General features: G+C 56.0%; 22 protein-coding genes. 18 read left to right on the forward strand and 4 right to left on the reverse strand.

Features of this window, described 5'->3' with window-relative positions; all coding sequences use genetic code 11:
• Nucleotides 1–23: 23 nt before the first annotated feature.
• The 5 genes from ACMYSO_RS14925 (at nucleotide 24) to ACMYSO_RS14945 (ending at nucleotide 3,520) form a co-directional block, all read left to right on the forward strand.
• The gene (locus ACMYSO_RS14925; RefSeq protein WP_434665556.1) at nucleotides 24–749 is read left to right on the forward strand and encodes a GntR family transcriptional regulator; all 726 of its coding nucleotides are present in this window, start codon (nucleotides 24–26) and stop codon (nucleotides 747–749) included.
• The gene (locus tag ACMYSO_RS14930; protein ID WP_434665559.1) at nucleotides 746–1,090 is read left to right on the forward strand and encodes a YidH family protein; all 345 of its coding nucleotides are present in this window, start codon (nucleotides 746–748) and stop codon (nucleotides 1,088–1,090) included. Before ACMYSO_RS14925 ends, ACMYSO_RS14930 begins: the two co-directional genes overlap by 4 nt.
• Nucleotides 1,087–1,416, forward strand: a complete 330-nt coding sequence (locus ACMYSO_RS14935) for a DUF202 domain-containing protein (protein WP_434665562.1) — start codon at nucleotides 1,087–1,089, stop codon at nucleotides 1,414–1,416. Before ACMYSO_RS14930 ends, ACMYSO_RS14935 begins: the two co-directional genes overlap by 4 nt.
• A gap of 19 nt (nucleotides 1,417–1,435) precedes the next feature.
• On the forward strand, nucleotides 1,436–2,728 hold the full coding sequence (locus ACMYSO_RS14940; RefSeq protein ID WP_434665565.1) for an anaerobic sulfatase maturase: 1,293 nt from the start codon (nucleotides 1,436–1,438) through the stop codon (nucleotides 2,726–2,728).
• Between the two features lie 102 nt (nucleotides 2,729–2,830).
• On the forward strand, nucleotides 2,831–3,520 hold the full coding sequence (locus tag ACMYSO_RS14945; protein WP_434665567.1) for a transporter substrate-binding domain-containing protein: 690 nt from the start codon (nucleotides 2,831–2,833) through the stop codon (nucleotides 3,518–3,520).
• A gap of 4 nt (nucleotides 3,521–3,524) precedes the next feature.
• Here ACMYSO_RS14945 and ACMYSO_RS14950 read toward each other — a convergent pair whose 3' ends face one another.
• Nucleotides 3,525–4,337, reverse strand: a complete 813-nt coding sequence (locus tag ACMYSO_RS14950; RefSeq protein WP_434586872.1) for a dienelactone hydrolase family protein — start codon at nucleotides 4,335–4,337, stop codon at nucleotides 3,525–3,527.
• 392 nt (nucleotides 4,338–4,729) lie between these two features.
• On the opposite strand from ACMYSO_RS14950, the gene udp reads away from it, so the two are divergent.
• From udp to tatD, 9 genes are all read left to right on the forward strand, one after another.
• Nucleotides 4,730–5,491 carry a uridine phosphorylase gene (udp, locus tag ACMYSO_RS14955; RefSeq protein ID WP_434586871.1) on the forward strand — a complete coding sequence of 254 codons (762 nt, stop codon included), beginning with the start codon at nucleotides 4,730–4,732 and terminating at the stop codon, nucleotides 5,489–5,491.
• 139 nt (nucleotides 5,492–5,630) lie between these two features.
• Nucleotides 5,631–7,079, forward strand: a complete 1,449-nt coding sequence (gene rmuC / locus ACMYSO_RS14960) for a DNA recombination protein RmuC (protein ID WP_434586869.1) — start codon at nucleotides 5,631–5,633, stop codon at nucleotides 7,077–7,079.
• 66 nt (nucleotides 7,080–7,145) lie between these two features.
• On the forward strand, nucleotides 7,146–7,901 hold the full coding sequence (gene ubiE / locus ACMYSO_RS14965; RefSeq protein WP_434586868.1) for a bifunctional demethylmenaquinone methyltransferase/2-methoxy-6-polyprenyl-1,4-benzoquinol methylase UbiE: 756 nt from the start codon (nucleotides 7,146–7,148) through the stop codon (nucleotides 7,899–7,901).
• 13 nt (nucleotides 7,902–7,914) lie between these two features.
• Complete coding sequence (gene ubiJ / locus ACMYSO_RS14970) at nucleotides 7,915–8,520, forward strand: ubiquinone biosynthesis protein UbiJ (protein ID WP_434665570.1); 606 nt, start codon at nucleotides 7,915–7,917, stop codon at nucleotides 8,518–8,520.
• Nucleotides 8,517–10,157 (forward strand): ubiquinone biosynthesis regulatory protein kinase UbiB, encoded by a 1,641-nt coding sequence (ubiB, locus tag ACMYSO_RS14975; protein WP_434665573.1) that lies wholly within the window; start codon nucleotides 8,517–8,519, stop codon nucleotides 10,155–10,157. The genes ubiJ and ubiB overlap by 4 nt, the downstream gene beginning before the upstream one ends.
• 131 nt (nucleotides 10,158–10,288) lie before the next feature.
• Complete coding sequence (gene tatA / locus ACMYSO_RS14980; protein WP_434586865.1) at nucleotides 10,289–10,540, forward strand: Sec-independent protein translocase subunit TatA; 252 nt, start codon at nucleotides 10,289–10,291, stop codon at nucleotides 10,538–10,540.
• Nucleotides 10,541–10,543: 3 nt separating this feature from the next.
• On the forward strand, nucleotides 10,544–11,089 hold the full coding sequence (tatB, locus tag ACMYSO_RS14985; RefSeq protein WP_434665575.1) for a Sec-independent protein translocase protein TatB: 546 nt from the start codon (nucleotides 10,544–10,546) through the stop codon (nucleotides 11,087–11,089).
• A 2-nt stretch (nucleotides 11,090–11,091) separates the two neighbouring features.
• Nucleotides 11,092–11,865 (forward strand): Sec-independent protein translocase subunit TatC, encoded by a 774-nt coding sequence (tatC, locus tag ACMYSO_RS14990; RefSeq protein ID WP_123758081.1) that lies wholly within the window; start codon nucleotides 11,092–11,094, stop codon nucleotides 11,863–11,865.
• 27 nt (nucleotides 11,866–11,892) lie between these two features.
• Complete coding sequence (gene tatD, locus ACMYSO_RS14995; RefSeq protein ID WP_434665579.1) at nucleotides 11,893–12,687, forward strand: 3'-5' ssDNA/RNA exonuclease TatD; 795 nt, start codon at nucleotides 11,893–11,895, stop codon at nucleotides 12,685–12,687.
• Between the two features lie 8 nt (nucleotides 12,688–12,695).
• Here tatD and rfaH read toward each other — a convergent pair whose 3' ends face one another.
• Entirely contained in the window at nucleotides 12,696–13,184 is a 489-nt protein-coding gene (gene rfaH, locus ACMYSO_RS15000) for a transcription/translation regulatory transformer protein RfaH (RefSeq protein ID WP_434665581.1), read from the reverse strand.
• A gap of 177 nt (nucleotides 13,185–13,361) precedes the next feature.
• On the opposite strand from rfaH, the gene ubiD reads away from it, so the two are divergent.
• Complete coding sequence (gene ubiD, locus ACMYSO_RS15005; RefSeq protein ID WP_434637529.1) at nucleotides 13,362–14,831, forward strand: 4-hydroxy-3-polyprenylbenzoate decarboxylase; 1,470 nt, start codon at nucleotides 13,362–13,364, stop codon at nucleotides 14,829–14,831.
• A gap of 55 nt (nucleotides 14,832–14,886) precedes the next feature.
• Nucleotides 14,887–15,588 (forward strand): NAD(P)H-flavin reductase, encoded by a 702-nt coding sequence (fre, locus tag ACMYSO_RS15010; RefSeq protein ID WP_434665584.1) that lies wholly within the window; start codon nucleotides 14,887–14,889, stop codon nucleotides 15,586–15,588.
• 226 nt (nucleotides 15,589–15,814) lie between these two features.
• Here the strand turns inward: fre and fadA are convergent, their stop codons facing one another.
• Both fadA and fadB read right to left on the reverse strand, forming a co-directional pair.
• Complete coding sequence (gene fadA / locus ACMYSO_RS15015) at nucleotides 15,815–16,978, reverse strand: acetyl-CoA C-acyltransferase FadA (RefSeq protein ID WP_434665587.1); 1,164 nt, start codon at nucleotides 16,976–16,978, stop codon at nucleotides 15,815–15,817.
• 9 nt (nucleotides 16,979–16,987) lie between these two features.
• Nucleotides 16,988–19,177: a fatty acid oxidation complex subunit alpha FadB gene (gene fadB, locus ACMYSO_RS15020; protein WP_434665590.1), complete on the reverse strand. Its 2,190-nt coding sequence runs from the start codon at nucleotides 19,175–19,177 to the stop codon at nucleotides 16,988–16,990.
• A 191-nt stretch (nucleotides 19,178–19,368) separates the two neighbouring features.
• On the opposite strand from fadB, the gene pepQ reads away from it, so the two are divergent.
• Together pepQ and ACMYSO_RS15030 are read left to right on the forward strand one after the other, a co-directional pair.
• Entirely contained in the window at nucleotides 19,369–20,700 is a 1,332-nt protein-coding gene (pepQ, locus tag ACMYSO_RS15025; protein WP_434665592.1) for a Xaa-Pro dipeptidase, read from the forward strand.
• On the forward strand, nucleotides 20,700–21,314 hold the full coding sequence (locus tag ACMYSO_RS15030) for an IMPACT family protein (RefSeq protein ID WP_434665595.1): 615 nt from the start codon (nucleotides 20,700–20,702) through the stop codon (nucleotides 21,312–21,314). The genes pepQ and ACMYSO_RS15030 overlap by 1 nt, the downstream gene beginning before the upstream one ends.
• The last annotated feature ends 24 nt before the right edge of the window (nucleotides 21,315–21,338 follow it).

The following is a 21,338-nucleotide window of genomic DNA, read 5'->3' on the forward strand; positions in this document are numbered from 1 at the left end:
CGGGGAAAAAGGAGTAGAAGTAGATGAAAGAAGAGCTGGATTATTCCCGGGGCGCGAAACCTTTATACGCCCAGCTATACGACATCCTGCTGGAGAGGCTGAAAACCGGCACCTACAAAAAAAATGATGTGCTGCCCACGGAAGCGGAGTTTGAAGAGCTGTTTGGCGTCAGCCGGATCACCGCGCGCCGTGCGCTGGCTGAACTGGTCGCGAAAGGGCTGGTGAAGCGCCAGGCGGGTATCGGTACGATGGTGATCAGCACCTCTGAGAAGCAGGGAGTCAAAACCCGCATTCGCTTAGTGGATGGGCAGCAGCAACATCCTATCTCGCGTAATAACCTGAAGCTGGAGCAACTGCTGCCGCCTGAGCCGATCGCACGTGAGTTTGGCCTGGCGTCTGACGCCATGATCTATCGTCTGACCCGCACTATCTTCCGGCAAAATGAGCTGCCTGCTCAGGTGAACTATATCTGGCTGACCCCGCGACTGGGGACATTGACGCTGGAAACCTTCGACGGCGGTTTGTACAGCATGCTGGAGAAAAATAACGAAAATATTGAAAGCTTTCAGGATGTGATTACCGCAGAGCTGCCGACGGAAAGCGACTGCACCATTCTGCAGATTAGCGCCTCGGAGCCGCTGCTGGTGAAAACCCGTAAAGGCTATAACGACCGGGGCGAGCTGGTGGAGTTTGGCATCGCAAGGCATATTGCCAGCTGCTACCAGTATATTGTCGAGAACAGCCGATGAAATGGCTAAGTCAGGGGAAGGCGCCGGATTATCGTTTTTCGCTGGCGAATGAGCGGACGTTCCTTGCCTGGATCCGCACCGCGCTGGCCTTTATGGCGGCGGCGATTGGCATCGACCAACTGGCGACAAACTTCGCCCCCGCGCATGCCCGTGAGCTACTGGTCAGCGGCTTAAGCCTCACGGCGGCGATACTGGCCTGGTACGCGTATCGACGCTGGGCCGGCAACGAACGCGCGATGCGTACCGGCGCTGATTTAGCCTATCCCAGAATGCTTATCTGGCTCAGTAGCGGGCTGGCGATCGCCATCTTACTGATGCATGCGGTGCTGTTACTGCGATGACGATAACACCTCGGCCCCGTGACCCAGGACTTCAGCCGGAGCGCACCGCGCTCTCCTGGCAAAGAACCACTTTTTGCGTGTTGCTCCTCGCGCTGGCCGCGGCGCGCGGCGGGTTTTCCCGTGGCGAGATGGCGGTGGTTGCCCTTGGCGGCGTCGCCGCTGCCCTGGCAGTGGTGCTGATGGTGGTCTCTTATTGCCGACAAAAACAGGCGCTCATGGAGCGCGAGCTGACCACCCATTCTTCGCTGTTGATTAAGCGACTGCTGAGCATCATCCTGAGCCTGGTCGCTCTGTCACTGGTGCTTCCGGCTTTGCTCAGGCTGTAATAATAAGGATAGATTTGCGATGACAATCACCGGATGCCACGTGATGGCGAAGCCCACGGGATCGGTCTGTAATATCGATTGTACTTACTGCTTCTATCTGGAGAAAGAGGCGCTGTATCCCGAGCGTAATACACGCTGGCAGATGTCTGACGAGACCCTGGAACGCTATATTTGTCAGCATATTGACGCCCAGTCGGGAGATAACGTGACCTTTGCCTGGCAGGGCGGTGAGCCGACCATGATGGGGTTGGCATTTTTCCGCCGCGTCATCGCGTTGTGCGACAAATATGCCAACGGGAAAAAGATAACGCACGCGCTGCAGACCAACGGGATCCTGTTGGATGATGCATGGGCACGTTTTTTTGCCGAACATCGTTTTTTGATTGGCCTGTCGATAGATGGCCCCGCGCCGCTGCATAACCAGTATCGTGTGAACCGGGCCGGAAAGGGAACCCACGATCGTGTCATGGCGGCGATGTCGCTGCTCAAAGCTCATCACGTTGAATTTAATACCTTAACCGTCGTCGGCAAACACAACGTTGAGCATGCCCTGGAGGTGTATGAATTCCTGGTCGCGGCAGGCTCGCGCTATATTCAGTTTATTCCTCTGGTTGAGCGTCTGAGCAATGATGCTTCGTCGGCGCTGCAACTGGTGCTGCCCGGCGAAAGCGCGGCAAGGCTTGCCCCGTGGACCGTATCGTCGTGGCAGTTTGGCGACTTCCTCTGCCAGATTTTCGATCTGTGGGTCCGGCGTGATGTTGAACGTGTCTCTGTGCAGATGTTCGATGTGGCTATGGCGGCCTGGACCGGACAACCGCCAGTGCTTTGTGTCCATTCGGCAACCTGCGGCCACGCTTTCGCCCTCGAATCAAATGGCGATCTCTATAACTGCGACCATTTTGTCTACCCGGAACATAAGCTGGGCAATATTCATCAGCAGACCATCCATGAGCTTAACCATAGCGAACAGGCAATTGCCTTCGGGCAGGCTAAAGAAGCGCGCTTAACTGCAGACTGCCGCCGTTGCGAATTTCGTCCGGTGTGCCACGGCGGCTGCCCGAAACATCGGTTCGCGGTCTCGCCGGGTGGCCATCCGGGTCACAACTACCTGTGTGCGGGCTATAAGCACTTTTTCAAACATATCACTCCGTATATGAACGTCTGGCAGCAGCTGCAGGAAAATGGTTACCCGCCATCAGCGATCGCGCAGTGGCTGGCACGCGAGGCGCAGCAGGCGCCGACGGCGGCGAAGCGCAACGACCCTTGCCCGTGCGGGAGCGGTCGAAAGTACAAAAAATGTTGCGGGTCGTAGCCCCAGCGCGACGGAAAAAGTCCGGCATCGAGCCTGCGAAATCTTCCCGGCTGGGCTACGCTTAGCGGCACCACAGAAGCCAATCATTTCCGGGAGCGAACGATGACCGGGCACGACGACTCAACGGGCACTTTACGTTTTGCTATTAATCTCGGGAACCCGGTTCTCGCCACCGTATTGCCAGATAACACTCCGGGTGGGATCTCCGTCGCCCTCGCCAAAAAGCTGGCCGCTGAATGCGGCCGCGAGGCGCGGTTTATCACCTGGCCCACGGCCGGGAAAGTGGTGGAAGCCGCCCTGCAGGACCAGTGGGATATTGCCTTCCTGGCGATAGACCCCGCCCGGGAAAACGTGCTGTGCTTCACCCAGCCCTATATCACCATTGAAAGCACCCTGATGGTCCGAGATGACAATGAGATTCGCTCTGTGCAAGAAATGGACAAGTCTGGGGTGACGATTAATGTCGGCAAAGGGGCTGCCTATGAGCTGTATCTGATTCGAACCTTAAAACAGGCGACGATGCGGCAGTACGCCACGTCCCAGGAGGCGATCCGCGCGTTTATCGACGGTGAGGGGGATATGGTCGCCGGCATTCGTCAGCCGCTCTGCAGCGTGGCGCAGCAATACCCGCAGCTTCGCGTACTGCCCGATAGCTTCAGTCAGATACAGCAGGCGATTTGCGTACCGCGCACCCGGCTCCAGCACTACGCTTTTATCCGTGATTGCCTGGTAAGGTGGCTCGATGATGGGACGATTGCCGATATGATTCACCACCATATCGGCAACCGGTAGCGGCTTAAGCGCGTTTGCCACCGTACTGGGCAAACCATGCCAGCATGCGCTGCCAGCCGTCTTTGGCTGACTCTTCATGGTAGCTGGCACGATAATCGGCGTTAAAGGCGTGATCGGCTTCCGGGTAGACGATGATCTCCGCTTTGGCGTTGGCGGCACGTAGCGCCTGACGCATGGTTTCCACCGTATCCTGCGGAATGCTGGCATCTTTAGCGCCGTACAGGCCCAGAACCGGCGCGTTGAGATCGACCGCGATATCCACCGGATAATTTGGCGTGTTCAGGGTTTTCTGGCCCACCAGTTTCCCGTACCAGGCCACCGCCGCTTTCAGCTGCGGATTGTGTGCAGCATACAACCAGGTGATACGACCACCCCAGCAGAAACCGGTAATCAACAGCCGATGGGCATCGCCCTCGTGACGCGCGGCCCAGCTGGCAACATGGTCGAGATCTGCCAGTACCTGAGCATCTGGCACTTTGCTGACCAGTTCCTGGAACAGCGTGGGGATATCGGTGTAATCATTGGGATCGCCCTGGCGGAAGTAGAGTTCTGGTGCGATCGCCAGATATCCTTCCTGTGCCAGGCGGCGGCAAATGTCGCGGATATGTTCATGAACGCCGAAAATTTCCTGCACAACGATAACGACCGGTAGTAGGCCATCAACGTTTTTCGGACGAGCGTGGTACGCCGGCATATTCTCTCCCTGAGTCGGGATCGATGTTTCGCCGGTGATAATGCTCTCCTCTGAGGTATGAACAGCGGTAGAAGCGTGCGGCGTGGCTGCAGGCGCAAAGCCAGGTTGCTTGGTTGTGGTCATGGTATTCTCCGTACCCTTTAATTATTAGCGCACCGATAACTATAGACCCTAAATACGGCAAGTTGCATAAAGGCGGCAAGGCCGTAAATCCCCAGGAGCTTACACAGGTAAGTGACTGGGGTGCGCGGGGGCAGCCAACACCTTTGCAGCTTGAAGCATGACGGGTATAGACGTTATCGACCAGACGTTAACCAATCACACTGCCTTAAACAGGCTATCTTTTGTTCAGGCACGGTGAATATAACTTGTTAATGTGATGTTTATCACTTTTTAATGGAAAATCATTGCAATGATTTTCATCTGTAGTGATTGGCATCACAAAACTATGCAGATAGCTTCTGTAAAGTACCGTTTTGCTTCTGCTGATAATTCGACCCACAGAGGAGTTTTTTATGTCTAAGTCTGATGTTTTTCATCTCGGCCTCACCAAAAACGATTTACAAGGGGCTACGCTGGCTATCGTCCCTGGCGATCCGGAGCGTGTGGAAAAGATCGCCGCGCTGATGGATAAGCCGGTCAAGCTGGCATCTCATCGCGAATTTACCTCCTGGCGTGCCGAGCTCGATGGCAAGCCGGTCATCGTATGCTCCACCGGTATCGGTGGCCCGTCCACCTCCATCGCCGTTGAAGAACTGGCTCAGCTGGGGGTTCGTACTTTCCTGCGTATTGGCACCACCGGTGCAATCCAGCCGCACATCAATGTTGGCGACGTGCTGGTGACTACGGCATCCGTGCGCCTTGACGGCGCGAGCCTGCACTTTGCACCAATGGAATACCCGGCGGTGGCTGACTTTGCGTGCACCACCGCGCTGGTTGACGCGGCGAAATCAATCGGCGCGACCACGCATATTGGCGTGACGGCATCATCTGACACCTTCTACCCGGGCCAGGAGCGTTACGACACTTTCTCTGGTCGCGTCGTCAACCGCTTCAAAGGCTCGATGGAAGAGTGGCAGTCAATGGGCGTGATGAACTACGAAATGGAATCGGCGACGCTGCTGACCATGTGCGCCAGCCAGGGGCTGCGTGCCGGGATGGTGGCTGGGGTTATCGTGAACCGTACCCAGCAGGAAATTCCGAATGCCGAAACCATGAAGAAAACCGAAAGCCACGCGGTAAAAATCGTGGTGGAAGCGGCTCGCCGCCTGCTGTAGTTTCCCCTCTCTTAATATCAGGCCGGATCTTCCGGCCTTTCTTTTTTGCGCAGCGCCTCGCAGGAAATTTCTTTTAAACTGGACGTTTGTACAGCACAATTCTATTTTTGTGCCGTAAGTCGTTGCCGCAGGGGGCGTTGTGGATATCTCGATTATGATAAGTGCCATCGTGGCGCTGGCCGTCGGGCTGGTTGCTGGATGGCTGGCGACCAAAGCCAGAGCCGACCAAATCCGTGCCGATCTGATCGAAGAGCGTCGTGAGCTGGATATCGAACTCAGTGCTGCACGCCAGCAACTGGTGCAGGAGGCCCACTGGCGCGATGAGTGCGAACTGCTGAACAACGAGCTGCGCAGCCTGCGTGAAATCAACACCTCGCTAGAGGCCGACCTCCGTGAAGTTACCACTCGCCTTGAATCCACCCGCATGCACGCGGAAGATAAAATCCGCCAGATGGTCAACAGCGAGCAGCGCCTGAGCGAGCAGTTTGAAAACCTGGCAAACCGTATTTTTGAGCACAGCAACCGCCGCGTGGATGAACAGAACCGCCAGAGCCTGCACGGCCTGCTGACACCGTTGCGTGAACAGCTGGACGGTTTCCGCCGCCAGGTGCAGGACAGTTTTGGTCAGGAGGCGCGTGAGCGGCATACCCTGGCACATGAAATTCGCAACCTGCAGCAGCTGAATGCCCAGATGGCTCAGGAAGCGCTGAACCTGACCCGGGCGCTCAAAGGGGATAACAAAACCCAGGGTAACTGGGGGGAAGTGGTGTTAACCCGCGTACTGGAGGCTTCCGGGTTGCGCGAAGGCTACGAGTATCAGACCCAGGTGAGCATCGAAACGGAAGGCCGTGCGCGCATGCAGCCTGATGTGATCGTCCGTCTGCCGCAGGGGAAAGATGTGGTCATTGACGCCAAAATGACCCTTGTCGCCTACGAGCGCTATTTCAATGCCGAAGATGATTACACTCGTGAGGCGGCGCTGCAGGAACATATCGCCTCGGTGCGTAACCATATTCGTCTGCTGGGGCGCAAAGACTATCAACAGCTGCCGGGCCTGCGTTCGCTCGATTATGTCCTGATGTTTATCCCCGTTGAGCCGGCGTTCCTGCTGGCGATAGACCGTCAACCTGAACTGATCACCGAAGCGCTGAAGCACAATATCATGCTGGTCAGCCCGACCACGCTGCTGGTGGCGCTGCGCACGATTGCCAACCTCTGGCGCTATGAACACCAGAGCCGCAATGCGCAGAAAATCGCCGAGCGTGCAGGGCGCCTGTACGACAAAATGCGGCTGTTCGTCGACGATATGTCGGCCATCGGGCAGAGCCTCGACAAAGCGCAGGATAACTATCGCCAGGCGATGAAAAAGCTGGCCTCCGGGCGCGGCAACCTGCTGGCGCAAGCCGAGTCCTTCCGTGAACTGGGCGTGGAGATCAAACGCGAGATTAATCCTGATTTAGTTGAACAGGCGACCGCCCAGGATGATGAATATCGTTCTGAAGAGGACGAAAACGCGCTGGAAGATAACGAATTTATCTCCGAACCGGCCCACCAGAAGATGTCTGCAGAGCCCTCAACGCCACGTTGAAGCGTATGGGAAATGCGCTGAATCTGTTACACTCGACGAACATTTTCTTGATAAGCAGGCATTGAGATGGTTGAGGATTCACAAGAAACGACGCACTTTGGTTTTCAGACGGTAGCCAAAGAGCAGAAGGCGGACATGGTGGCACATGTATTCCATTCTGTGGCCGCGAAATATGATGTTATGAATGATCTGATGTCGTTCGGTATTCATCGCTTGTGGAAGCGTTTCACCATTGATTGCAGCGGCGTGCGCCGTGGTCAGACTGTACTGGATCTGGCAGGGGGCACCGGTGACCTGACGGCGAAGTTCTCCCGTCTGGTGGGTGAAACGGGTCGCGTTATGCTGGCCGATATCAACGACTCAATGTTAAAAATGGGCCGCGAAAAGCTGCGTAATATCGGTATCGTCGGCAACGTAGAGTACGTTCAGGCGAACGCAGAAGCGCTGCCGTTTGCCGATAACACCTTTGACTGCATCACGATTTCGTTCGGTTTACGTAACGTCACGGATAAAGACAAAGCGCTGCGTTCCATGTATCGCGTACTGAAGCCAGGCGGACGGCTGCTGGTGCTGGAATTCTCGAAGCCGATCATTGAGCCACTCAGCAAAGCCTATGATGCCTACTCCTTCCATGTGCTGCCGCGCGTAGGGGAACTGGTCGCGAAAGATGGTGAAAGCTATCGCTACCTGGCTGAATCTATCCGGATGCATCCGAATCAGGACACCCTGAAATCCATGATGCAGGACGCCGGTTTTGAAAGCGTTGACTACTACAACCTGACAGCAGGTATCGTTGCGTTGCACCGCGGCTATAAGTTCTGACAGGAGGGAGCGTATGCCTTTCAAACCACTGGTCACCGCTGGCATTGAAACTACCCTCAATACTTTTCTCTGGCGTGACAAAGCGTTAAAACCTGCACGCCAGCGTCTGCTGGGGAAAGTGCTGCGCGTTGAGCTCAAAGAGCTGTCGACGCCGGTCGTGCTGGTTTTCAGTGAACGCCAGATCGACGTGCTGGGGGCCTGGGAAGGCGATGCCGACTGTACCGTGATGACTCGTCTCAGCGTGCTGCCGCAGCTGCGTAATCGTCAACAGCTGACCGCACTTATTCGCAGCGGTGACCTGGAAGTGCAGGGTGACCTGCAGGTGGTGCAGAACACGGTGGCATTATGCGACCTGGCAGAGTTCGATCCCGCGGAGCTACTGGCACCCTATACCGGCGATATCGTCGCAGAAGGTTTCAGTAAACTGTTTCGTACCGGGGCTCGCTTTCTGTTGCACGGCGCGCAGCGCCAGCAGCGCTATGTCGCTGAGGCGTTGACCGAAGAGTGGCGTCTGGCACCGGGACCGCTGGAAATGGCGTGGTTTGGTGAAGAGACGGCCGCGGTAGAACGCACCCTTGCTGCTTTGGAAAAACGGCTGGAAACGCTGGAGGGCAAATGACGCCAGGAGAATTACGGCGCCTGTATCTTATCATCCGCACCTTTTTGAGTTACGGGCTGGATGAGCTCATTCCCAGGATGCGTATTACGCTCCCGCTACGCCTCTGGCGGCGGACGCTGTTCTGGATGCCGAATCGCCATAAAGACAAACCACTCGGTGAACGCTTACGCCTGGCGCTACAGGAGCTGGGACCGGTGTGGATCAAGTTCGGCCAGATGCTCTCCACCCGCCGCGACATGTTTCCGCCGCAGATTGCCGATCAGCTCGCGTTGTTGCAGGATCGTGTGGTGCCGTTTGATGGTCAACTGGCTAAGCAGCAGATTGAGCAGGCGATGGGCGGTCTGCCCGTCGAAGCATGGTTTGATGATTTTTCTATTGAACCACTGGCGTCAGCCTCGATTGCGCAGGTGCATACCGCACGCCTGAAAGCGAACGGCAAAGAGGTCGTTATCAAGGTGATCCGCCCGGACATCGTGCCGGTGATCAAAGCGGACATGAAGCTTATCTACCGCCTGGCGCGCTGGGTGCCACGGCTGTTACCCGACGGCCGCCGTCTGCGCCCGCAGGAAGTGGTTCGCGAATACGAAAAAACGCTGCTGGATGAACTCAACCTGTTGCGTGAATCGGCAAACGCCATTCAGCTACGGCGCAACTTTGAAGACAGCCCGATGCTCTATGTACCGGAGGTCTACTCCGACTACTGTAGCGAAAACATGATGGTGATGGAGCGGATTTACGGGATCCCGGTCTCCGACATTGAGGCGCTGAACGCACAGGGCACCAACATGCAGCTGCTGGCCGAGCGTGGCGTGCAGGTCTTTTTCACCCAGGTCTTCCGTGACAGCTTCTTCCATGCGGACATGCATCCGGGCAATATTTTCGTCAGCTACGACCACCCGGAGAACCCACAGTACATCGGGATTGACTGCGGCATTGTGGGCTCGCTGAACAAAGAAGATAAACGCTATCTGGCGGAAAACTTTATCGCCTTTTTCAACCGCGATTACCGCAAAGTGGCCGAGCTGCACGTCGATTCAGGCTGGGTTCCACCGGACACCAACGTGGAAGAGTTTGAGTTTGCCATCCGTACGGTTTGCGAACCCATCTTCGAAAAGCCGCTGGCGGAAATTTCGTTTGGCCATGTTCTGCTGAACCTGTTTAACACCGCCCGGCGCTTCAATATGGAAGTCCAGCCGCAGCTGGTGTTGTTGCAGAAAACATTACTTTACGTAGAAGGGTTAGGCCGCCAGCTCTATCCTCAGTTAGACTTATGGAAAACGGCGAAACCTTTCCTTGAGTCGTGGATTAAAGATCAGGTTGGCATTCCGGCACTGGTGCGTGCGTTTAAAGAAAAAGCGCCGTTCTGGATTGAAAGAATGCCGGAAATCCCTGAACTGGTGTATCAGACGTTGCAGCAGAGCCGACAGTTGCAGACCAGTGTGGATACCATTGTACGTGACTTCCAGGTACGACATGTGCGCCAGGGGCAGTCCCGATATCTGTTTGGTATAGGTGCGGTTCTGTTACTGAGTGGTACGCTGCTGTTCATCCATCGCCCGGAATGGGGCATGATGCCTGGTTGGCTGATGGCCGCAGGCGTCGTCTCGTGGTTGATTGGCTGGCGGAAAACGCGCTGACAGGTATTGTCTTTTTTATCGCGCATGCGTTGTGGCGTGGAGTCATGCGAGTGGCCTGACACTGAGGCGGACCGCAGGTTGACGTGTATAATGCGTGCTAATTCTTCATCATCTGTCATAGGGGAATGTGTATGGGTGGTATCAGTATTTGGCAGTTGTTAATTGTTGTCGTCATTGTGGTTCTGCTTTTCGGGACGAAAAAGCTGAGCTCGCTGGGGTCGGATTTAGGTGCATCGATTAAAGGCTTTAAAAAAGCCATGAGCGATGAAGATAAGCCTGAAAAATCCGCTCCGGATGCAGATTTCGCGGCGAAATCTATCGCCGATAAGCCGGATGATGCGAAAAAAGACGAAGCAAAACGCCACGACAAAGAGCAGGTGTAATTCGTGTTCGATATCGGTTTTAGTGAACTGCTGCTGGTGTTCGTTATTGGCCTCATCGTACTGGGGCCACAGCGGCTACCCGTCGCGGTAAAAACGGTGGCCAGCTGGATTCGTACGCTACGGTCTCTGGCGGCTACCGTACAAAATGAGATTACTCAGGAACTAAAACTGCAGGAGTTCCAGGATAGCCTGAAGAAAGTCGAAAAGGCGAGCCTGGAAAACCTGACGCCGGAGCTGAAAGCATCCATGGATGAGCTGCGTGAAGCCGCGGAATCCATGAAGCGCTCCTATACCGCCCACGACCCTGAGAAAACCAGCGACGAAGCAAACACGATCCATAACCCGGTGGTGAAGGGGAGTGAAGCACAGCGCCAGGACATTACGCCAGCCACGGCTGAGCACCAGGCCAGTGCACCTGTACAGGTACCGGAAGAGCCGGTTGTCGACGCGCACGCCGCGACGCCAGCTGAACCTCTCCCGGCCGCCGCTAAAGAAAAAGTGGCTGTAACCGCTTCCGACTCCACTCCTGCATCAAGTGATAAATCGTAACCATGGGCGTAGAAGATACTCAACCGCTAATCTCGCATTTGATCGAACTGCGCAAGCGCCTGATCAATAGCATCGTCGCGATTCTGGTGATTTTTCTGGCGTTGGTTTACTTCGCCAACGATATCTATCAACTGGTCTCGGCTCCGCTGATTCGTCAGATGCCGGTGGGTGCGACAATGATCGCGACCGACGTGGCGTCTCCGTTTTTTACACCGATCAAACTGACCTTTATGGTTTCGGTGATCCTGTCCGTGCCGGTCATTCTTTATCAGGTCTGGGCCTTTGTTGCGCCAGCACTGTATAAGCATGAGCGCCGGCTGGTGATGCCGCTGCTGGTTTCCAGCACGCTGCTGTTCTATATCGGCATGGCGTTTGCCTATTTTGTCGTTTTCCCACTGGCGTTTGGCTTCCTGACGCACGCGGCGCCGGAAGGGGTACAGGTTTCTACCGATATCCGCAGCTATCTCGATTTTGTCATGGCGCTGTTTATCGCCTTTGGCGTGTCGTTTGAAGTGCCGGTGGCGATTGTCCTGCTGTGCTGGGTAGGGGTCACAACGCCGGAAGACCTGCGTAAGAAGCGCCCGTACGTGTTAGTGGGGGCCTTTGTTGTCGGCATGCTGTTGACGCCGCCGGATGTCTTCTCGCAAACCTTGCTGGCGATTCCGATGTACTGTCTGTTTGAGGTCGGGGTCTTTTTTGCCAGGTTCTATACCGGGAAACGCATGACGCGTGACGAGGATGCCGCCGCGGAAGAGGCGGGGAGCAAAGAAGAATAATCAACCGCCCGTCAGGGCGGTTGTCATATGGGAGTAGCGATGTTTGATATCGGCGTCAATCTGACCAGTTCACAGTTTTCACGCGATCGCGATGAGGTGGTAGCCCGCGCTCAGGCCGCAGGCGTGACGGGTATGTTGATTACCGGGACCAACTTGCACGAAAGCGAACAGGCCCGGGAAATGGCGCTTGGCTATGCCCATTGTTGGTCAACGGCAGGCGTCCATCCGCATGACAGCAGCAGCTGGACGGCATCGGTGGCGGAGGCGGTATTTCAGCTGGCGCGCCAGCCGGAAGTGGTCGCCGTCGGTGAATGCGGCCTGGATTTTAACCGCAACTTTTCAACGCCTCAGGAGCAGGAGGCCGCCTTCAGCGCACAGCTGGCGCTGGCCGCAGAGCTTGAGATGCCGGTGTTTTTACACTGCCGTGATGCCCACGAACGCTTTCTGACGCTACTGACCCCATGGCTGGACAAGCTGCCAGGCGCGGTGCTGCACTGCTTTACCGGAACCCGCGACGAAATGCAGGCGTGTGTGGACCACGGTCTGTATATCGGGATCACCGGCTGGGTGTGCGATGAACGACGCGGACTCGAGCTGCGTAACCTGCTGCCGGATATCCCGGCAGAACGCCTGCTGATTGAAACGGATGCCCCGTATTTACTGCCTCGCGATCTGAGCCCGAAACCGGCCTCCCGCCGTAACGAACCTGCTCACCTGCCACATATTCTGGCAAGTATTGCGGGGTGGCGTGGTGAGGAGGCGCAGCGGCTGGAGGAGATAACGGATACCAATGTCAGAACGTTATTTGGCATCCGTTTTTAACGTGGCGATCAGACTTTATGGAAGTCGGTGTTTTTGACGCTTTGCAGCACCTGCTTGTTAAGCAGGTTCAGGAGCAGCATCGAACGCGCTTCGCCGTCCGGTTCGGTGAAGATGGCCTGCAGGCCTTCAAACGCGCCGTCGGTAATCAGTACGGCATCGCCCTGGTGCGGTGTCTCCGGGTCGGTGATACCTTCCGGTTTGTAGACCGACAGTTGATGAATGACGGCGGACGGCACGATAGCCGGCTGGGCACCAAAGCGCACGAAACTGTTCACGCCACGGGTGGCACTGATGGTCGTGGTGTGGATAATTTCGGGATCGAACTCGACGAACAGATAGTTGGGGAACAAAGGCTCGCTGACTGTAGTGCGTTTACCTCGGACGATTTTTTCCAGCGCGATCGTCGGCATCAGGCAATTCACAGCCTGTCGCTCGAGATGTTCCTGGGCCCGCTGGAGCTGCCCACGTTTGCAATACAGTAAATACCAAGCTTGCATAATAACTCTTTCCACTCTATTAGCAGCAAGCATAACAAAAGCCTGGAGCGATCGCGAAAGCCAATACCCGTGAAATTAAAAATTCCATATTCTTTCACGCTACTTTAACAAAAGTACAGCATGGCACCGGCGAACACCGTATAATCAGCCGCCTGTATAGAGGTCAATAACAACTCCATGAAATACCATGATCTACGCGACTTTCTGACATTACTGGAGCAGCAGGGCGAACTCAAAAGAATCTCCCTGCCGGTCGATCCGCATCTTGAGATCACCGAAATTGCCGATCGTACTTTACGTGCCGGCGGCCCGGCCCTGCTGTTTGAAAATCCCAAAGGCTACACCATGCCGGTCTTGTGTAATCTGTTTGGCACGCCGCGCCGCGTCGCCATGGGGATGGGGCAGGAGGATGTCAGCTCGCTGCGGGAAGTGGGTAAGTTACTGGCCTTCCTGAAAGAGCCAGAACCCCCGAAAGGCTTTCGCGATCTGTTCGATAAACTGCCGCAGTTTAAGCAGGTGTTGAATATGCCAACGAAACGTCTGCGCGGCGCTCCCTGCCAGCAAAAAATCATTGAAGGCGACAACGTCGATCTGACGCGCATCCCGATCATGACCTGCTGGCCAGAAGATGCCGCGCCGCTGATCACCTGGGGGCTGACGGTCACCCGTGGTCCGCATAAAGAGCGGCAGAACCTCGGGATCTATCGCCAGCAGCTGATTGGCAAGAATAAGCTGATCATGCGCTGGCTTTCGCATCGTGGAGGCGCGCTGGACTTCCAGGAGTGGTGCGCGGCTCATCCAGGCGAGCGTTTCCCGGTCTCCGTGGCGCTGGGCGCCGATCCTGCAACGATTCTGGGCGCGGTTACACCGGTTCCCGATACCCTTTCAGAGTATGCCTTTGCCGGTCTGCTACGCGGCACCAAAACCGAAGTGGTGAAGTGCATTTCTAACGATCTTGAAGTGCCCGCCAGCGCGGAAATTGTGCTCGAAGGGTATATCGATCCGGGTGAAATGGCGCCGGAAGGGCCGTATGGTGACCATACCGGCTACTATAACGAAGTGGACAGCTTCCCGGTGTTTACCGTGACGCATATTACCCAGCGTGAAGACGCGATTTACCACTCCACCTACACCGGCCGTCCGCCGGATGAACCGGCGGTGCTGGGCGTGGCGCTGAATGAAGTTTTCGTGCCAATTCTGCAAAAGCAGTTCCCTGAAATTGTCGATTTCTATCTGCCGCCGGAAGGCTGTTCTTATCGTCTGGCCGTGGTCACGATGAAGAAACAGTACGCCGGCCATGCGAAACGCGTCATGATGGGAGTCTGGTCGTTCCTGCGCCAGTTTATGTACACGAAGTTCGTGATCGTCTGCGATGATGACGTCAATGCACGCGACTGGAACGATGTGATCTGGGCGATTACTACCCGTATGGACCCGGCTCGTGATACGGTACTGGTAGAAAATACGCCAATCGATTATCTGGATTTTGCCTCACCGGTTTCCGGTTTGGGTTCAAAAATGGGGCTGGATGCCACAAATAAATGGCCTGGCGAAACCCAGCGTGAATGGGGTCGTCCAATCAAGAAAGATCCTGAGGTGACGGCACGCATCGACGCCATCTGGGATGAGCTGGCTATCTTTAAATAATAGTAAGCGGGGCTAACGCCGCTGTTTTGCTCTATAGACCCGACAGAGGGGACGCATGACAACCTTAAGCTGTAAAGTGACCTCGGTGGAGGCGATTACCGATACCGTATATCGCGTTCGATTAGTGCCGGAAGCGGCATTTTCTTTCCGCGCTGGTCAGTATTTGATGGTGGTAATGGATGAGCGCGATAAGCGCCCGTTCTCTATGGCTTCTACACCGTCGGAGCAGGAATGTATTGAACTCCATATCGGTGCTTCTGAGCTCAACCTGTATGCGATGGCGGTGATGGATCGCATTCTGAAAGAGCGTGAAATTGAGGTTGATATCCCGCATGGTGAGGCCTGGCTGCGCGAAGACGAAGATCGTCCGCTGATTCTCATCGCCGGGGGGACCGGGTTCTCCTACGTGCGTTCTATTCTGCTAACGGCGCTGGCCCAGAATCCTCAGCGGGACATCGCCGTTTACTGGGGTGGCCGCGAAGCGAAGCACCTCTACGATCTGGCGGAGCTGGAAGCGCTGAGCGTGGAACATCCTGGCCTGCGGGTTGAACCGGTGGTTGAACAACCGGAAGACGACTGGCGCGGCCGCTCCGGAACCGTGTTGACAGCGGTACTGCAGGATTACGGCACGCTGGCGGAGCATGATATCTATATTGCCGGTCGCTTCGAGATGGCCAAAATTGCTCGTGAGCTGTTCTGCAATGAGCGTAGCGCTCGTGAAGATCGCCTGTTCGGCGATGCGTTTGCCTTTATCTGATTGGTCTCCCCCTCTTCTTAAGGGAGAGGGCGGATGATAGCAGAAATAAAAAACCCGCCCCTGACAGGCGGGAAAAACGGCAACTAAACTCTTCCCCGTCCGCCTTTACGCTGTCTCTTTGTTGGCTGCCCTCGCGTACCCCGGTCACATAGCTATCTATGCTCCCGGGGATGTGCTCAGTTGCCGCCGCGATACAGCGTCAATGCGTGAGGGGATATCCTCCCGATTAAACTCGTTCGAATACCGTCGCGATCCCCTGACCCAGCCCGATACACATGGTGGCCAGACCAAACTGGGCGTCTTTACGCTCCATCTGATTAATCAGGGTAGTGCTGATACGCGCGCCGGAGCATCCTAATGGGTGACCCAGAGCGATCGCGCCGCCGTTGAGGTTGATCTTCTCGTCGATCTGCTCCATCAGCCCAAGATCTTTAATGCACGGCAGGATCTGCGCGGCGAAGGCTTCGTTCATTTCAAATACATCGATATCGTTCACCGAAAGCCCGGCTTTTTTCAGCGCCAGTTTTGAGGCCGGAACCGGGCCATAACCCATAATAGAAGGGTCACAGCCGACCACCGCCATGGCGCGGATACGTGCACGAGGTGTCAGCCCCAACTCGCGGGCGTGACTTTCGCTCATCAACAGCATAGCGGCAGCGCCGTCCGACAGTGCCGATGAGGTCCCCGCCGTCACGGTACCGGTCACCGGGTCGAATGCCGGTCTCAGCGTCGCTAGTGCTTCCACAGTGGTTTCCGGGCGGATCACTTCATCATAGTTAAATGACTTCAGTACGCCGTCGGCATCATGGCCGCCCGTCGGGATGATTTCCGTTTTGAACGCGCCGGACTGCGTGGCTGCCCAGGCCCGGGCGTGGGAGCGTGCGGCGAACTGGTCCTGCATCTCCCGGCTGATGCCGTGCAGGCGCGCCAGCATTTCGGCGGTTAGTCCCATCATGCCGGCCGCTTTTGCCACGTTGCGGCTCAGCCCCGGGTGAAAATCGACGCCGTGGCTCATCGGGACGTGACCCATATGCTCCACACCGCCAATCAGACAGACGCTGGCGTCCCCGGTCATGATCATTCGGGCGGCGTCATGCAGCGCCTGCATCGATGATCCGCACAGGCGGTTGACCGTCGTTGCCGGTACCGAGTGCGGGATTTCGGCAAGGAGCGCGGCATTACGCGCAATATTGAAACCTTGCTCCAGCGTTTGTTGCACGCAGCCCCAGTAAATATCGTCAATCGCGGACGGATCAAGCGATGGGTTACGCGACAGCAGGCTACGCATCAGGTGCGCGGAGAGATCTTCCGCGCGCACGTGGCGAAACGCCCCGCCCTTCGAACGGCCCATAGGGGTGCGAACTGCATCAACAATGACAACCTGTTCCATTGTGACTCCTTAAGCCGTTTTCAGAACACCCGCCGGGCGGGCTGGTTCTACCGGAGGATAGTAGGGTTCGTTATGGCCCGCTTTATTACGCAGACCTTCCGGGACGTCATACAACGGACCGAGGTGCTGGTACTGCTGCGCCATATCGAGGTATTTTGCGCTGCCGAGGGTATCCAGCCAGCGGAAGGCACCGCCGTGGAACGGCGGGAAGCCGAGGCCATAAACCAGCGCCATATCCGCTTCGGCCGGGCTGGCAATGATGCCTTCTTCCAGACAGCGCACCACTTCGTTGACCATCGGAATCATCATGCGGGCGATAATTTCTTCATCGCTGAAGTCGCGTTTTGCCTGGCTCACATCGGCCAGCAAGGCATCAACGGCCGGGTCTTCTTCTTTCTTCGGCTTACCTTTACTGTCCGCTTGATAGCGCCAGAAGCCGAGACCATTTTTCTGGCCAAAGCGGCTGGCGTCGAACAGGGCATCAATGGCGTCGCGGTAATCTTTTTGCATGCGCTGCGGGAAACCGGCAGCCATGACGGCCTGCGCGTGGTGTGCGGTATCGATGCCAACGACGTCCAGCAGGTATGCCGGGCCCATCGGCCAGCCAAACACTTTTTCCATCACCTTATCGACTTTGCGGAAGTCGGCGCCATCGCGTAATAACTGGCTGAAGCCAGCGAAATAGGGGAACAGCACGCGGTTGACGAAGAAGCCGGGGCAGTCATTGACCACAATCGGCGTTTTGCCCATTTTGCTGGCCCAGGCCACCACTTTGGCAATGGTTTTATCCGACGTTTTTGCGCCGCGAATGACTTCAACCAGTGGCATGCGATGCACCGGGTTAAAGAAGTGCATGCCGCAGAAGTTTTCCGGCCGTTGCAGGACGCTGGCCAACTCACCGATCGGAATCGTTGAGGTATTGGAAGCCAGTACCGTATCCGGGCGTACTTTCTCTTCGGTTTCCGCCAGCACGGCCTTTTTCACTTTCGGATTTTCGACGACGGCTTCCACCACGACATCAACGCGTTCGAACCCGCTGTAATCCAGGGTAGGGTGAATCGTGCCGATCACGCCTGCCAGCTTCAGGCCATCAATTTTCCCGCGCTCAAGCTGCTTGTTGAGCAGTTTGGCGGCTTCGTTCATCCCGAGCGTCAGTGATTTATCATTTATATCCTTCATGATCACCGGCACACCTTTCCAGGCTGACTGGTAGGCAATTCCGCCGCCCATGATCCCGGCACCCAGTACCGCAGCCTGTTGCGGGGTCTCAACGTCTTTGGTCAGCTTCTTCGCTTTGGCTTTGACGTACTGATCGTTGAGGAAAATCCCCACCAGTGCCCGGGCTTCTTTAGTGTGCGCCAGCGGGACAAAGCTTTGATTTTCCAGCTTCAGTGCGTCTTCACGGCCGAAACGGGCGGCGGCTTCAATAGTTTTCACCGCCGTAATCGGCGCGGGATAATGTTTGCCGGCGGTTTGGGCGACCATGCCTTTGGCGATGGTGAAGCTCATGGTGGCTTCAATCTTGCTGAGCTTCAGCGGCTCCAGCTTTGGCTGACGTTTGGCTTTCCAGTCCAGATCGCCGTTGATTGCCTGATGAAGAATCGCGATCGCGCCATCACGCAGTTTCTCCGGTTTGACAACCCCATCCACCAGGCCAATTTTCAACGCCTGATCGGCACCGACATCTTTACCGGCAGCGATAATTTCCAGCGCGCTATCGGCGCCGAGCAGGCGCGGAAGACGCACCGACCCCCCGAAGCCCGGCATGATACCCAGTTTGGTTTCCGGCAAGCCGATGCGGAGATCCGGCGTGGCCAGACGATAGTCCGTCGCCAGGACACATTCGCAACCACCGCCCAGCGCATAGCCGTTCACCGCTGAAATCGTGGGAACCGGCAAATCTTCCAGGCGATTAAAGACGCTGTTGGCAAAATGCAGCCACTGGCTGAGCTGTTCCTGTGGTACCAGGAACAGGGAGAGGAATTCGGTAATGTCGGCACCGACGATAAAGGCCGCTTTTTCTGAGCGCAGCAGCAGCCCCTTGAGATCTTTTTGCTTTTCGAGCACGTCCAGCGCGTCGCCGAGGCTGGCTACGGTAGCGGTGTCGAGCTTGTTCACCGAGCCGGGGGCATCGAACACCAGTTCGGCAATGCCATCTTCCAGCCAGTCGAGGTACAGGTTGTCGCCTTTGTAGAGCATGTCAGTCTCCTGAATCCAGCAATGTGATCTGGTCATACCAGATGAAACGGAGTGTGGGATTTATGTTAAAGAATTGCAAATGAGTCTTTAAATAAATGCTGGTCTGATCACACCCGGCGGAAATCACCCTGCCTGAGGCCAATGTGCTAAGATGCGGAACATCACGATCCAATAAAAGCAAAGGATGAAAGATGGAATCACTAGCCGCGCTCTATAAAAATCATATCGTTACCCTACAAGAACGTACCCGTGATGCTTTAGCGCGTTTTAAGCTCGATGCGTTACTGATTCACTCTGGTGAGCTGGTCAACGTCTTCCTCGACGACCATCCGTACCCGTTTAAGGTCAACCCGCAATTTAAATCCTGGGTACCGGTGACGCAGGTGCCAAACTGTTGGCTGCTGGTGGATGGCGTTAACAAGCCGAAACTGTGGTTCTATCTGCCGGTGGATTACTGGCATAACGTGGAGCCGCTGCCGACCTCTTTCTGGACGGAAGAAGTTGAAGTGATCGCGCTGCCAAAAGCGGACGGCATTGGTAGCCAACTGCCGGCAGCACGCGGCAACATCGGTTATATCGGGCCGGTACCGGAGCGGGCGCTCGGTCTGGATATCTCCGCCGATAATATCAACCCGAAAGGGGTGATCGATTACCTGCATTACTATCGCTCTTATAAAACCGACTATGAGCTGGCCTGCATGCGTGAAGCGCAGAAATCGGCGGTGAATGGCCACCGTGCAGCCCACGAAGCCTTCCTTTCCGGAATGAGCGAGTTCGATATTAACCAGGCGTACCTGACGGCTACCGGCCACCGCGATACCGATGTGCCTTATAGCAATATCGTGGCGCTAAATGAACATGCTTCCGTACTGCACTACACCAAACTGGATCACCGTGCGCCGGCAGATGCGCGCAGCTTCCTGCTGGATGCCGGGGCGGAATACAACGGTTACGCAGCCGACCTGACCCGCACCTGGGCTGCGCACAGCGACAATGACTATGCGCATCTGATTAAAGACGTTAACGATGAGCAGCTGGCGCTGATTAGCACCATGAAAGCGGGCACCAGCTATGTGGATTACCATATCCAGTTCCATCAGCGCATCGCGAAGCTGCTGCGTAAGCACCAGATCGTCACCAACATGAGCGAAGAAGCGATGGTTGAAAACGACCTGACCGGGCCGTTTATGCCGCACGGCATTGGCCATCCGCTGGGTTTACAGGTCCATGATGTGGCGGGGTTCATGCAGGATGATACCGGCACGCATCTGGCGGCGCCGTCGAAGTATCCATATCTCCGCTGCACGCGTATTCTGCAGCCGCGTATGGTGCTGACGATTGAACCAGGTATCTACTTTATTGAATCTCTGCTGGCGCCGTGGCGCGAAGGGCAGTTCAGCAAACACTTCAACTGGCAGAAAATTGACGCGCTGAAGCCGTTTGGCGGGATCCGTATTGAAGATAACGTCGTCATTCACGAAAGCAGTGTTGAAAATATGACGCGTGACCTGAAACTGGCGTAATGGATAGCTGGTTGATACCGGCCGCGCCGGTAACCTTCGTTGAAGAGATTAAAAAGAGTCGCTTTATCACGCTGTTGGCGCATACCGACGGCGTGGTTGCGGCGAAAGCCTTTGTAGAGTCCGTCAGGGCGGAACATCCGGACGCCCGTCACCATTGCGTGGCGTGGGTGGCCGGGCCGCCCAATGACTCGCAGCAACTGGGGTTCTCTGACGATGGCGAACCGGCGGGGACGGCAGGGAAGCCGATGCTGGCGCAGCTGATGGGCAGCGGCGTCGGCGAAATAACTGCCGTAGTGGTGCGCTACTACGGCGGGATTTTGTTGGGTACCGGCGGTCTGGTCAAAGCCTACGGTGGCGGCGTGCATCAGGCGCTTGCTGAGCTAACAACCCAGCGCAAGACGCCGTTAACCGCATATACTTTGCAGTGTGAATACGGGCAGTTAGCCGGGATTGAAACGCTGTTGGCTCAGTTCTCAGGACACATTGTCGAAAGCGAATATCAGGCGTTCGTCCAGCTTAGAGTGGCGCTTCCGCAAGCTGAAGTGGCCTCTTTTTCGACAAAACTGGCTGATTTTAGTCGTGGTTCGTTGCAATTATTAAAGATTGACGAATAATCCCCACCTGATTTTTTGCATATC

It is taken from the genome of Klebsiella sp. B345, assembly GCF_051131735.1.
Lineage (GTDB): Bacteria > Pseudomonadota > Gammaproteobacteria > Enterobacterales > Enterobacteriaceae > Klebsiella.